Here is a 13,698-nt window from a genome sequence, read left to right as displayed (position 1 = left end):
TGCTGCACGGCGTCGAGCTGCGCGGGCGCGGGCCGGTCGTCGCGAGCCGGCTCGGCATCGGCCGCAGTTTCCAGCAGACGAGCGCGTTCGCGCGGCTGACCGTGTTCGACAACCTGCGCTGCGCGGCGCTCCATGCGCCGGCCGAGCGGCGGCGCTGGTGGAACCGGCTGCGCGAAGCGGCGTCGGTCGATCTCGCGGCCGCTCGCGTGCTGCACGACATCGGCCTCGATGCGCACCGCGACACGCCGGCCGGCGAACTGAGCTATGCGGAACAGCGCGCGCTCGATCTCGGGATCGCGCTCGCGAGCGGCGCACGCACGCTGCTGCTCGACGAGCCGACGGCCGGGATGAGCCGCGCGCAGGCAGCGCGGATGATCGCGCTGATTCGCGCGACCACGCAGGGGCGCACGGTCCTGCTGATCGAACACGACATGGATGCGGTGTTCGGCTTCGCCGAACGCATCACGGTGCTCGTGCGCGGCACGGTGGTCGCGACCGGCGCGCCCGATGCGATCCGCACCGATCCGGCCGTGCGGGCCGCCTATCTGGGCGAGGGCGGCCCATGAGCGCGCTGCTCGACATTCGCGACCTGCGCGCGTGGTACGGGCTGCAACCGGTGCTCGACGGCGTCGATCTCGCGCTGGCGCCGGGCGAGACGCTCGCGCTGCTCGGCCGCAACGGCTCGGGGCGCTCGACGCTCGCGAAGGCCGTGATGGGTCTCGTGCGCACGGCCGGCTCGGTGCGCATCGGCGGCGCCGAATGCGTGGGGGCACGCACGTTCGAGATCGCGCGGCGCGGCGTGGCTTACGTCGCCGAAAGCCGCGACGTGTTCCCGCTGCTGACGGTACGCGACAACCTGCGGCTCGGGCTGCGCGGCGTCAGCGGCGTGGCCGAACGCACGGCGCTCGAACGGCTGTTCGACCGCTTTCCGTTGCTGGCCGCGCGCGCGGACGTGAAAGCGGGGCGGCTGTCGGGCGGCGAGCAGCAGGTGCTCGCGCTGGTGCGGGCGCTGGCTGCCCGCCCGCGCGTGCTGATCGTCGACGAACCGGCCGAAGGGCTCGCGCCGCTCGCGGTCGACGAAGTCGGCGCATGCCTCGCCGCGCTGCAGGCCGACGGTGTCGCGATCGTGCTGATCGAACAGCGGCTGCAGTTCGCGCCGCGGCTCGCGCGGCGCGTCGCCGTCATGGGGCGTGGACGGATCGTCTACGACGGTGCGCTCGACGGCCTGGGCGGCGAGGTTGCGAACGCGTGGCTGAGTGCCGGCTGACGGCGCGCGCGATTGTTCGGGAAACGCTGCCAGTCAATTCGTGTCGAGCCGCTTTATCGCTACCGCACCGCACCGTAAATTGCCAGCCATACCGGTTGCATATCGGCGCAACGACGCGGCAACCGGCACCCTCCATCGAAAGTCTTGGACTGAGGAATGAAATCATGAGCAAGCTGGCAAACAAGGTCGCGATCGTCACGGGCGGATCGAAGGGCATCGGCGCGGCGATCGCGAAGGCACTGGCCGCGGAAGGCGCGTCGGTGGTCGTCAACTACGCGAGCAGCAAGGCGGGCGCCGATGCGGTCGTGAGCGCGATCGTCGAAGCCGGCGGCCGCGCGGTCGCGGTGGGCGGCGACGTGTCGAAGGCAGCCGACGCACAGCGCATCGTCGATACCGCGATCGACACGTACGGGCGTCTGGACGTGCTCGTCAACAATTCCGGCGTGTATGAATTCGCGCCGATCGAAGCGATCACCGAAGAGCACTACCGCCGGCAGTTCGACACGAACGTGTTCGGCGTGCTGCTGACCACGCAGGCCGCGGTCAAGCACCTCGGCGAAGGCGCGAGCATCATCAACATCAGCTCGGTGGTGACCAGCATCACGCCGCCCGCGAGCGCCGTGTACAGCGGCACGAAGGGCGCGGTCGACGCGATCACCGGCGTGCTCGCGCTGGAACTCGGCCCGCGCAAGATCCGCGTGAACGCGATCAACCCGGGGATGATCGTGACCGAGGGCACGCACAGCGCGGGCATCATCGGTTCCGATCTCGAAGCGCAGGTGCTCGGCCAGACGCCGCTCGGCCGCCTCGGCGAGCCGGACGACATCGCGTCGGTCGCCGTGTTCCTCGCGTCGGACGATGCGCGCTGGATGACCGGCGAGCACGTCGTCGTGAGCGGCGGGTTGAACTGACCGGATCGTGCCGCCCCGACGGCACGCGGGTTGAAGTTGTGAAATCCGGCGGACGTTGCGGCGAGTCTGCTTCGGCAGACCACGCAGCGTGCCGCCGGTTGCCGTGCGACCCACGGCATTCGATATACGCATGCGGGATGAATACGATTCCTGTAGAGGCCACCCTCTGATCCCGCATCGCGCCGCGGCATAAAACTGTCATGCGACGTGCGTGGCAACGGTGCATCCCGCCTGCCGCGCGTGACTGAAGTCATCCCCCCCGAATGCTCCTCGACTGCCCGCCGCGCAAGGCTGACGGGCGTTTCCCGCGCCTCGTCGCCGTATCGCCGGGGGCCGGTCCGGTGCGTGCCGCGCATGCCGCCCATTCAAGTTGCGAATGTGTGCATCGCAACAATCCATTTCATCCGCGGCGCGCCGAGCGGTATGGTGAACGCACGTTCGACATTCATCGACCGATGCACATTCACCACGCGAAGGCGCCATGAAAACGACTCACGATCGATCCGGGCACGCGGCACGTCCGCCCGCCGGCGGTCCGCCCGAAGGCGGCGACGACCGACGCAACGCAGGTCTGCGCCTGCCGGCGAAGCTGGTCGGTCCGATCGTGCTCGGCACGCTGCTCAACGCGCTGAACTCGTCGATGATCGCGGTCGCGCTCGTCAGCATCCAGCAGGCATTCGCGCCGCACGGCGCCGCGCAGGCGCGCATCGACACGCTGTGGCTCGTGTCGGGTCTCTATCTGGCGACGGCCGCCGGCCAGCCGGCGATGGGACGGCTCGCCGATCGCTTCGGGGCGAAGCGGATCTTCTGTATCGGCCTCGCGATCGTGCTGGTCGCGTCGTCGCTCGCGCCGTTCGCGCCGACGCTCGGCTGGCTGATCGCCTCGCGCGTCGCGCTCGGCATCGGCACGTCCGCCGCCTATCCGGCCGGCATGGCGATGATTCGTGCGTGGTCGCAGCGGCACGCGAACGGCGCGACGCCGACGGGCGGCCTCGGCGCGATCTCGATCGCGGCACAGGTGGCCGTGGCGTTCGGCCCGCCGCTCGGCGGCGCGCTCGTGCAGTTCGCCGGCTGGCGCGCGATCTTCTGGATCAACGTGCCGATCGTGCTGGCCGCCTTCCTGTTCGCGTGGCTGTGGATCCCGGCCGACCCCGTGCGTCGCGGCGCGCACGCACGCGACACGCTGAAGGCGCTGGACCTGCCGGGCGTCGTGCTGTTCGTGCTGACACTCGCGAGCCTGCTGCTGTTCCTGCAATCGGTGACACGCGAACCCGACTGGCTGCTGCTGGCCGCGACGCTGGTGCTGGTGCCGCTCCTGATCCACCGCGAGCGCCAGGCCGCGGCGCCGCTGATCGACATGCGCATGCTGGCGGACAACCGTCCGCTGCTCGGCACGTACCTGCGCTGCGTCGGCACCTATGCGGTGTTCTACGCGATCTTCTACGCGCTGCCGATGTGGCTGCAGGAGGCGCGGGGGCTGTCGGCCGCCGATGCCGGCCTCGTGATGCTGCCGGTCGCCGGTATCGGCACGGTCACGACGATGCTCGCGACCCGCATCGTGCATCGTCACGGCCCGCGCCCGGTGCTGGTCATCGGTTCCGCGATGCTCTGCATCGGCAGCGTCGTGATGAGCGTGATGACGAGCAGCCTGCCGATCGCGGCGATCGTCCTGCTGTCCATCGTGTTCGGTATTCCTAATGGTTTCAACAATCTCGGCAACCAGGCCACGCTCTACCAGAGCACGCCGCACGACCGGATCGGCGCGGCCTCGGGGCTGTACCGCACCGCGCAGTACGTCGGCGGCAGCCTGTCGTTCGCGCTCGTTGGTCTCGCGCTCGGTCATCCGGCGAGCGATCACGGCCTGCGCGAGCTTGCCGTCGTCCTGGCGGTCATCAGCGTGGTGCTGTTGCTCAATGCCGTATCGAGCCGGCACCTCGACGCCGCCGCTTCTTCCGTTCCACAACAAAAGTGAGGGTTTTACATGTCCATTCCGACGCTCAATCGCACCGCCGCGCTCGTCGCCATCGATCTGCAGAACGGGATCGTCTCGCTGCCGGTCACGCCCTATACCGGTGCGCAGGTGGTCGCGAAGACGGTCGAGCTGGCGGCGGCTTTCCGCGCGCTGGGGCTGCCCGTGATCTACGTGCACACGAGCTACCGGCCTGACGGCGGCGTCGCGCTGAAGGTGAAGACGGATGCGCCGTCGTCGCCGCCGAATCTCGATCCCGAATGGAGCGCGTTCGCGCCGGCGCTCGGCGTGCAGCCGTCCGACATCGTCGTGACGAAGCATCAGTGGGGCGCGTTCACCGGCACCGACCTGGACGTGCAGCTGCGCCGCCGCGGCATCACCGACATCGTGCTGACGGGGATCGCGACCAACATCGGCGTCGAATCGACGGCGCGCCAGGCATACGAAAACAACTACAACGTCGTCATCGTGAGCGACGCGGTCAGCACCTCGTCGGCCGATGCGCAGACGTTCGCGCTGACCCAGATCTTCCCGAAGCTCGGGCAGGTCGCCGCGGCGGCAGACGTGGAGGCGGCACTCGAGCAGGCCCAATCGCGCTGAAGCCGGCGAATCGTTCGGCGCGCTTTTGCACACATCAACCGTTTACCGAGGAATGGCGATGATCAAGACCGATGCATGGGTTCTCTACGCGGGACCGGAACCGACCCGACAGCAGCCGCCCGTCGCGGGCGAGCTGCGCCGCGAAACCTTCGAATTTTCCAGTCTCGAAGCCGACGAGGTGCTCGTCGAGCCGCTGTACGGATCGTGGGAAGCGAACCTCGACCATGCGCTGTCGCGCAACCCGGTCGATATCTGCCGCCAGCGCCGCGAGGACAAGATCGTGCTGGGCAACGGCGCGCTGGTGCGCGTGCTCGAGCGCGGCAGCGCGGTCAGTGCGCTGAAGGACGGCGAGATCTGCATGGTGATGCCGTTCGGCAAGCGCGACGAATACGGGTTCGCCGAACTCGTCTACGCGTACGACGCGCCGGGCACGATCGGCGTGATGGCGCAGCGCACCAAGATGCGCGCCGACAACCTGGTGCCGGTGCCGACCGACAGCCGCCACTCGCTGCTGCAATGGGCGACCTACGGCCGCTACTTCACCGCATGGGACAACTGGAAGGTCGCGTCGGCGTGCTGGCGTTCGCAGCTGCCGGACGTCGATCCGGCCGACAACCTGGTGTTCGGCTGGGGTGGCGGCACGACGCTTGCCGAGCTGCAGCTCGCGAAGCGCGAGGGCTTTCGCGTCGCGATGACGGCGAGCAACGATCGCCGGCTCGAGGAGCTCGCGAAGCTCGGCATCACGCCGGTCGACCGCCGCAAGTTTCCGGATCTCGCGTATGACGAGGCGCGCTACCGGGCCGATCCGGAATATCAGGCACGTTACCGGGAGTCGGAGCGCGTGTTCGCCGACACGATCGCCGAGCTGAGCGGCGGCCGCGGCGTCTCGATCTTCCTCGACAATCTCGGCGGCGCACTGTATCGCGCGACGATGCGCGTGACGGGCCGCACCGGCATCGTCGCGACGGTCGGCTGGAAAACCGGGATGCGCCTGTGGAACCTGCGCGCGACGGAGTGCATCAACCGCCGCCTGCACATCCACACGCACGCGTGGCGTTACGACGACAGCATCACGATCCGCGACTTCCAGGAGTCGACCGGCTGGATCGGCCAGGAACCGACCGAGATCTTCGATTTCGACGACGTGCCGAAGCTGGCGTCCGATTACCTGAACGGGAAGATCGAGACGTATTTCCCGATCTATCGGATCAACGCGGTCTAAGCCGCGGGTCGCGCGCCATGCCTGCCTCGTCGCATGATGATTAGTCATGCAGATGATGTCGGCGCACGGCGCGCCCGTGCAATCCATCTCGCAGGAGAACGCCATGGCCTCTGTGGAAACCGGGGAAGTCGACGCCGATACGGCGTCGGACAGCGCCAGCCGCGCGCCGCTCGGCGGCATTCGCGTGATCGACGCCGCGACGCTGTTCGCCGGCCCGCTCGCGGCGACGATGCTCGCCGACTACGGTGCCGACGTGATCAAGGTGGAGCATCCGACGGGCGATCCGGCGCGCAAGTACGGCGCGCGCCGCGATGACGTCCCGTTGTGGTGGAAAGTGGTCGCGCGCAACAAGCGCGCGGTCACGCTGAATCTCGGCACGGCCGACGGCCAGCGGATCTTCCGCGAGCTGGCGGCGCAGGCCGACGTCGTGGTCGAGAATTTCCGGCCCGGCACGCTGGAGCGCTGGGGGCTCGGCTACGACGTGCTGTCCGCGATCAATCCGCGGCTCGTGCTCGTCCGGGTGACGGGCTTTGGCCAGTTCGGCCCGTATGCCCGCCGCCCCGGCTTCGGCACGCTCGCGGAGGCGATGAGCGGGCTGGCGGCGGCGACCGGCGAGGCGGACGGGCCGCCGCTGCTGCCGTCGTTTCCGCTGGCGGACACGGTGGCGGGGCTGACCGCCGCGTTCGCGATCATGACGGCGTTGAAGGCGCGCGATCGCACCGGGCGTGGGCAGGTGGTCGATCTCGCGATCATCGAGACGATGCTCGCGGCGATGGGCGCGCAGGTCGCGAGCTACGACCAGACGGGGCGCGTGCCCGAGCGCACCGGCAACCGCTCGCCGAACAATTCGCCGCGCGGTGTGTATCGCACGTCGGATGGCAAGTGGGTCGCGCTGTCGACGTCGGCGCACAGCATCGCCGAGCGCGTGATGCGGCTCGTCGGCCGCGCCGACCTGATCGACCAGCCATGGTTCGCGACCGGCGTCGAGCGCGCGAAGCATGCGGACGAACTGGACGCGGCGGTGGGCGGCTGGATCGGGCAGCGCACGCGCGCCGAGGTGCTCGACGAGTTCGAACGCGCGGAGGCGGCCGTCGCGCCGATCTACGACGTGGCAGACGTGCTCGACGATCCGCAGTATGCGGCGCTCGGCTCGGTCGTCTCCGTGGCCGACGCCGAACTGGGCGCGTTCCGCACGCACAACGTGCCGTTCCGGCTGTCCGACACCCCCGGCGCGATCCGCTGGGGCGGGCCGTCGCGCGGCGCGCACAACGATGAAGTATTCGGCGCATTGGGACTGGAACCGCAGGACCTGGCCGATTTGACCGAACGAGGTGTGATTTGAAACAGAGCGCAACCTGCCGCAGCTATCTGTACGTGCCTGCGCACAAGACGCAGGTGGTCGAGAAGGCCTACGCGAGCGACGCCGATGCGATCGTGCTGGATCTCGAGGACGCCGTGCCGGCGAGCCACAAGATCGACGCCCGCAACGCCGCCGCCGCGATCCTCGCGGGCCGCCCGCCGAAGCCGACCTACGTGCGCGTCAACCCGATCGGGAGTCCATGGTGCCGCGACGACGTCGAGGCGATCGCACTGCCCGCGCTGCAGGCGCTGCGCCTGCCGAAGTGCGATTTTCCCGCGCATATCCAGGAAGTCGCGGGCTGGCTCGATGCGCTCGGCAGCGACGCGGGGATCCAGATCCTGATCGAATCGGCGTATGGCGTGGAGACGGCCTACCAGCTCGCGACCGCGTCGCCGCGGCTGGAGCGGATCGGGCTCGGCGAAAGCGACCTGCGCGCCGACCTACGGATCGGCGTCGACAACTTCACGCTCGAAGTGTGTCGCGCGCGTTGCGTGGTGGTGTCGCGCGCGGCCGGGCTGAACGGACCGATTCAGACGGTTTATCACACGCTGAACGATCTCGACGGCCTGAAGGAGTCGACGTTGCGCGCGAAATCGATGGGGTTCGTCGGCCGCTTCGCGATTCATCCTTCGCAGATTCCGGTCATCAACGCGGTGTTCACGCCGTCGGACGAAGAAATTCGCGCGGCCGAGCGGGTGCTGGAAGCCGTCGATGCGGCGGACGGCGAATCGTCGGTGTTCGTGCTGCCCGACGGCCGCGTGGTGGCGCCGCCGCTGATCGCGAACGCGCGCGTGACGCTCGCGCTGGCGACCCATCTCCGGCGCGACGGAGCACCGGCATGAACGCGCCCGACACGCTTTCCGCACCGGCCGTGGTCGCCGGGCCCGTGAGTCCGGACGGCATCATCGGCGCCCTCGGTCGCTTCGCGGCGGCGGTGCGCACCGATGGGCTCGACCGCACGCTGCGCGTCGAGGCCGCCGCGCGCGTGCTCGACCGCCTCGGCATCAGCGTGAGCCCGGCGCGCGAAGCCGGCTGCTGCGGCGCGACCGAATATCACCTGAACGCGCAGGAGGCCGGCCTCGCCCGCGCACGCCGCAACATCGACGCCTGGTGGCCGGCGATCGAAGCCGGCGCGGAAGCGATCGTGCTGACGGCGAGCGGCTGCGGCGCCTTCGTCAAGGAATACGGCGACCTGCTGCGCTCCGACCCCGTCTATGCGGAGAAGGCGCAGCGTGTCAGCGCGCTCGCACACGATCTCGCCGAAGTGATCGCGGCCGAGCCGCTCGACGCGCTGGCCGGGTCGACGCCACGCCGCATCGCGGTGCACTGCCCGTGCACGCTGCAGCACGCGCAGCGCCTCGGCGGCGCGGTTGAGCGCATCCTGACGCAGCTCGGCTTCGATCTGACGAATGTCGCCGACGGCCATCTGTGCTGCGGCTCGGCCGGCACGTATTCACTGACACAGCCCGAACTCGCGACGAAACTGCGCGACAACCGGCTCGACGCGCTCGAAGCCGCGCGGCCGGATCTGATTGTCACGGCCAACGTCAGCTGCCAGACTCACCTGAACGGCGCAGGCCGCACGCCCGTGCGCCACTGGATCGAGCTCGTCGACAACCATCTCGTCAACTGACCTGATTCCGGAGGATTGCCATGCAGACGAAACCCGAACTCGAACTCGCCGATGCCGACCGCATGCTCGCCGCCGCCCGCGCGGAAGCGGAACGCCACGGCTGGGCCGTGTCGATCGCCGTCGTCGACGACGGCGGCCACCTGCTCGCTTTTGCGCGCCTGGACGGTGCATCGCCGGCCAGCACGTATATCGCGCAGGACAAGGCGCGTGCGGCGGCGCTCGGCCGGCGCGAGACGAAAGCGTATGAGGATATGATCAACGGTGGCCGCACCGCGTTTCTCAGTGCGCCGCTGACGGGGTTGCTCGAAGGCGGCGTGCCGGTCACGGTCGGCGGCCGGATCGCGGGCGCGATCGGCGTGTCTGGCGTAAAGTCCGAACAGGACGCGCAGATCGCCCGCGCCGGCACACAAAGCGTCGCAGCGTAACCAGCCAAAGCCGCGCGCGATTTTTTCCCCGGGAGGATTAACGATGATCGACCAAGCAGGACTGCAAGTCGCGCCAGCGCTGAGCCAGTTCATTGAAAACGAAGCGCTGCCGGGCACCGGCATCGACAAGGCCGCGTTCTGGAGCGGTTTCTCGGCGCTGGTGCACGACCTGGCGCCGCGCAACCGCGAGCTGCTCGCGGAACGCGACCGCCTGCAGCAGGAACTCGACACCTGGCACCGTGCGCACCCCGGCCCCGTGCGCGACCACGCCGCGTATCGCGCGTTCCTCGAACAGATCGGCTACCTCGTGCCGGTTCCGTCGAACGTCGCGGCAGCCACCGCGAACGTCGACAGCGAGATCGCCACGCAGGCCGGCCCGCAGCTCGTCGTGCCGCTGTCGAACGCACGCTATGCGCTGAACGCCGCGAATGCCCGCTGGGGCAGCCTGTACGACGCGCTGTACGGCACCGACGCGCTGCCGGAAGACGGCGGCGCAGAGCGCACCACGGCTTACAACCCGACGCGCGGCCAGCGCGTGATCGATTACGCGCGCAACGTGCTCGACAACGCGGCGCCGCTCGCGAGCGGCTCGCACCGCGACGCGCTGCGCTACCGCGTGCAGGACGGCCAGCTCGCCGTCGAAACCGCGAAGGGCATCGTGGGCCTCGCGCAGCCGGCGCAGTTCGTCGGCTACCAGGGCGCGGCCGACGCGCCGTCCGCGATCCTGCTGAAGCACAACGGCCTGCACCTCGAGATCCAGATCGACGCGTCGACGCCGATCGGCCGCGCCGATCTCGCGAACGTGAAGGACGTCGTGCTCGAAGCCGCGGTCAGCACGATCATCGACTGCGAGGATTCGGTCGCGGCAGTGGACGCGGAAGACAAGGTCCAGCTCTACCGCAACTGGCTCGGCCTGATGCAGGGCACGCTGGTCGAGGAAGTCGCGAAGGGCGGCAAGACCTTCACGCGCCGCCTGAACGCCGACCGCGAATACACCACGCCCGCCGGCGGCACGCTGTCGCTGCACGGCCGCTCGCTGCTGTTCGTGCGCAACGTCGGCCACCTGATGACCAACGGCGCGGTGCTCGACCGCGACGGCAACGAGATTCCCGAAGGGATCCTCGACGGTGTCGTCACGGTGCTGTGCTCGCTGCACGACCTGAAGGCCAAGCGCAACTCGCGCACCGGCTCGATCTACATCGTGAAGCCGAAGATGCACGGCCCGGTCGAAGTCGCGTTCGCCGATACGCTGTTCGCGCGCATCGAGGATCTGTACAACCTGCCGCGCAACACGCTGAAGATGGGCATCATGGACGAGGAGCGCCGCACCAGCGTGAACCTCGCCGCGTGTATCGCCGCGGCCGCCGCGCGCGTGGCCTTCATCAACACCGGCTTCCTCGACCGCACCGGCGACGAGATGCACACCGCGATGGAAGCGGGCCCGATGATCCGCAAGGGCGACATGAAGTCGTCGGCGTGGATCCAGTCGTACGAGCGCAACAACGTGCTCGCGGGCCTGTCGGCCGGCCTGCGCGGCCGCGCGCAGATCGGCAAGGGCATGTGGGCGATGCCGGACCTGATGCACGCGATGCTCGAGCAGAAGATCGCGCATCCGCGCGCCGGCGCGAACACCGCCTGGGTGCCGTCGCCGACCGCCGCGACGCTGCACGCACTGCACTACCACCTCGTCGACGTGCAGGCCGTCCAGCAGGCGCTCGAGAAGACGCCGTACGCCAGCGAACGCGACGCGCTGCTCGAAGGCCTGCTGACCGTGCCGGTCGTCGAGCGCGCCGCGTGGAGCGAGGCCGAGATCCTGAGCGAAGTCGAGAACAACGCGCAGGGCATCCTCGGCTACGTCGTGCGCTGGGTCGAACAGGGCGTCGGCTGCTCGAAGGTGCCCGACATCCACGACGTCGGCCTGATGGAAGACCGCGCCACGCTGCGCATCTCGAGCCAGCACATCGCGAACTGGCTGCGCCACGGCGTGATCACCGAGGCATTCGTGCTCGACGTGTTCAAGCGGATGGCGCGCGTCGTCGACCAGCAGAACGCCGGCGACCCGAACTATCGCCCGATGGCGCCCGGCTACGACCAGTCGACCGCGTTCAAGGCCGCGTGCGCGCTCGCGCTGCAGGGCACGTCGCAGCCGAGCGGCTATACCGAGCCGCTGCTGCACCGGTTCCGCCTCGCGTTCAAGGCACAACAGCACGGCGGTTAAGCGCAGGCGTGCTTCACGAAACGGGCGGCCGCCACGGCCGCCCGTTTTTCGTTTTCACGTTCGCCCGGCCGTTGAAACGAATAATCGGCGGCTGCATGCCGCACGCCGCAACCGTTCATGCCGCAACGCCTTGTGCCACAACGTTCTGCCCGGGATTCGCAAGCACGGGATTACACAGTAATTTGATCGGGATCAACCATCCGCAACATTTCTCGCGCGTGCGGACGCGCGCGTTATACTCCGTTGAATTCGCGTTGCCCGATTCGTCCGATCGCTGAATCGGCGCAGATGTCACCAGTGCATGCTTGATTTACCGGTATATCTGGCCGCGATTAACGATAATCGGCGTCCATTTTCCCCGCCGGCCGGCAGGAAGGCGTCGGAATGGCCGCGTACCGGATCGCCGCCGGCACGACATACGAACAATCGCATCGGCCCGCCTCCCGGCGGCAATGCCCACCGATCCACCGACCATGGCAGAAACCGACTACGCAATGCCCAGCGAATCCGGCCTGACGAGCCGTGTCGCCGCGCATCTGCGCCGGTTCCTGCTGCCGCACCTGATCTTCTATACCGGGCTGCTGATCGCGCTGGTCCTGCTGCTCCTGTGCGGGGTCGTGCTGTACGAGGGCCGCATCGACGCGCACGACCGCTCGATCGCGATGCAGCAGAATCTGGCGCTGATGGCGTCGTGGGACATCGAGCGCAACATCGAGATCTATTCGCTGTCGCTGCAGGCCGTCGTCGAAGGCGAGAACGACCCCGAGGTCGTCAAGCTGCCGATGCCGCTGCGCCGCCAGGTGCTGTTCGACCGTGCGACGACGGCCAAGTACCTCGGCGGGATCTACGTGCTCGACGCGAAGGGCGACATCGAGGTCGACGGCAAGAGCGACGTGCCGCGCAAGGCCAACTTCGGCAACGAACCTTACTTCGTCGTGCACCGCGATCACCCCGACGCCGGCCTGTACGTCAGCCCCCCGTATCACTCGCGGATGCGCGGCGGCTCGCCGAGCGTCGCGCTCAGCCGGCGGATCACGAAGCCCGACGGCTCGTTCGGCGGCGTCGCCGTGATGTCGATCCGGCTCGAATATTTCCAGAACCTGTTCTCGCGCCTGTCGCTGGGCGATCGCGGCTCGATCGCGCTGATCAACACGGACGGCAGGATGCTCGCGCGCGAGCCGTACGACCCGAAGATCGTCGGCCGCGACATCAGCCGTGCCAGCACGTTCCGGCGGTTCATGACCGCCAATGAAGGCAGCTTCGCCGACACCGCGTCGATCGACGGCGTGCGGCGCCTGTACGTGTTCCGGCACCTCGAGAACCTGCCGCTCATCATCATGGTCGCGCGCTCGGAAGCCGATACCTACGCCGCGTGGTACGACCGTGCGATTCCGATCGGCTCCGCGATGGTCGCGCTCGCGATCGGCTTCGTCGGCCTGTCGCTGCTGCTCGACGTGCAGCTGCGCAAGCGCCACCGCGCGGAAACCGAACTGCAGGCGCTCGCGCGCACCGACGGCCTCACGGGCCTCGACAACCGCCGGATGCTCGACGTCACGCTCGCGCGCGAATGGCGCCGTGCCGCGCGCTCGCAGCACGCGCTGTCGCTGCTGTTCATCGACGTCGACTACTTCAAGCGCTACAACGACACGCAAGGGCACCAGGCCGGCGACGACGCGCTCGCCGCGGTCGGCCACTGCATCGCCGGCTGCCTGCGCCGCCCGGCCGATTACGCGGCGCGCTACGGTGGCGAGGAATTCGTCGTCGTGCTGCCCGACATCGACACGGACGGCGCGGTGACGATCGCCGAGACGATCCGCACCGGCATCCTCGACCTCGGCATCCGGCACGACGCCGGTTCCGCCGGCCGCCTGACGGTGAGCATCGGCGTGACGACCAGCTATCCCGAACACGACGACGACATGCAGGGCGCGCTGAAGCTCGCCGACGACGCGCTGTATCGCGCGAAGGAAGGCGGGCGCAACCGCATCGTCGTGCACCCGGCCGCTTCCGGCGGCCTCGCGGCGCGGCAGGCCTGAACGGCCGGACACGCCGCGCCGCCGAGACGGCCAAGCAACGGCCGAGCAACGGCCGGG

General features: G+C 68.9%; 11 protein-coding genes and 1 pseudogene. All 12 read left to right on the top strand.

The features are described from left to right. Positions 1 to 566, top strand: a 566-nt coding sequence (locus tag G3N96_RS33885) for an ATP-binding cassette domain-containing protein (protein ID WP_206139914.1), incomplete at its 5' end; no start/stop codon positions are given. Continuing rightward, positions 563 to 1,267 (top strand): ABC transporter ATP-binding protein, encoded by a 705-nt coding sequence (locus G3N96_RS33880; RefSeq protein WP_124575766.1) that lies wholly within the window; start codon positions 563 to 565, stop codon positions 1,265 to 1,267. The genes G3N96_RS33885 and G3N96_RS33880, both read left to right, overlap by 4 nt. A gap of 164 nt (positions 1,268 to 1,431) precedes the next feature. Next, on the top strand, positions 1,432 to 2,178 hold the full coding sequence (locus tag G3N96_RS33875) for a glucose 1-dehydrogenase (protein ID WP_089494658.1): 747 nt from the start codon (positions 1,432 to 1,434) through the stop codon (positions 2,176 to 2,178). A gap of 481 nt (positions 2,179 to 2,659) precedes the next feature. Continuing rightward, positions 2,660 to 4,150, top strand: a complete 1,491-nt coding sequence (locus tag G3N96_RS33870) for an MFS transporter (RefSeq protein ID WP_206139913.1) — start codon at positions 2,660 to 2,662, stop codon at positions 4,148 to 4,150. A 9-nt stretch (positions 4,151 to 4,159) separates the two neighbouring features. After that, the gene (locus tag G3N96_RS33865; RefSeq protein WP_089494660.1) at positions 4,160 to 4,747 is read left to right on the top strand and encodes a hydrolase; all 588 of its coding nucleotides are present in this window, start codon (positions 4,160 to 4,162) and stop codon (positions 4,745 to 4,747) included. 58 nt (positions 4,748 to 4,805) lie between these two features. Then, a complete protein-coding gene (locus G3N96_RS33860; RefSeq protein ID WP_089495277.1) occupies positions 4,806 to 5,969 on the top strand; it encodes a zinc-binding alcohol dehydrogenase family protein in 1,164 nt (387 codons plus the stop codon). A 103-nt stretch (positions 5,970 to 6,072) separates the two neighbouring features. Next, positions 6,073 to 7,311 (top strand): CoA transferase, encoded by a 1,239-nt coding sequence (locus G3N96_RS33855; protein WP_206139912.1) that lies wholly within the window; start codon positions 6,073 to 6,075, stop codon positions 7,309 to 7,311. Further along, the gene (locus tag G3N96_RS33850) at positions 7,308 to 8,171 is read left to right on the top strand and encodes a CoA ester lyase (RefSeq protein WP_124575764.1); all 864 of its coding nucleotides are present in this window, start codon (positions 7,308 to 7,310) and stop codon (positions 8,169 to 8,171) included. The genes G3N96_RS33855 and G3N96_RS33850 overlap by 4 nt, the downstream gene beginning before the upstream one ends. 131 nt (positions 8,172 to 8,302) lie before the next feature. Next, positions 8,303 to 8,962 (top strand): annotated as a pseudogene (gene glcF, locus G3N96_RS33845) (glycolate oxidase subunit GlcF); the annotation flags it as partial. A gap of 20 nt (positions 8,963 to 8,982) precedes the next feature. Beyond that, on the top strand, positions 8,983 to 9,387 hold the full coding sequence (locus G3N96_RS33840) for a heme-binding protein (protein ID WP_089443739.1): 405 nt from the start codon (positions 8,983 to 8,985) through the stop codon (positions 9,385 to 9,387). A 43-nt stretch (positions 9,388 to 9,430) separates the two neighbouring features. Continuing rightward, positions 9,431 to 11,605 carry a malate synthase G gene (locus tag G3N96_RS33835; RefSeq protein ID WP_206139911.1) on the top strand — a complete coding sequence of 725 codons (2,175 nt, stop codon included), beginning with the start codon at positions 9,431 to 9,433 and terminating at the stop codon, positions 11,603 to 11,605. Positions 11,606 to 12,078: 473 nt separating this feature from the next. Next, on the top strand, positions 12,079 to 13,641 hold the full coding sequence (locus G3N96_RS33830; RefSeq protein WP_124583306.1) for a sensor domain-containing diguanylate cyclase: 1,563 nt from the start codon (positions 12,079 to 12,081) through the stop codon (positions 13,639 to 13,641). Positions 13,642 to 13,698: the final 57 nt, after the last annotated feature.

The organism is Burkholderia sp. Se-20373 (assembly GCF_017104705.1).
Classification (GTDB): domain Bacteria; phylum Pseudomonadota; class Gammaproteobacteria; order Burkholderiales; family Burkholderiaceae; genus Burkholderia.
This window is presented reverse-complemented; position numbering and strand designations above follow the sequence as displayed.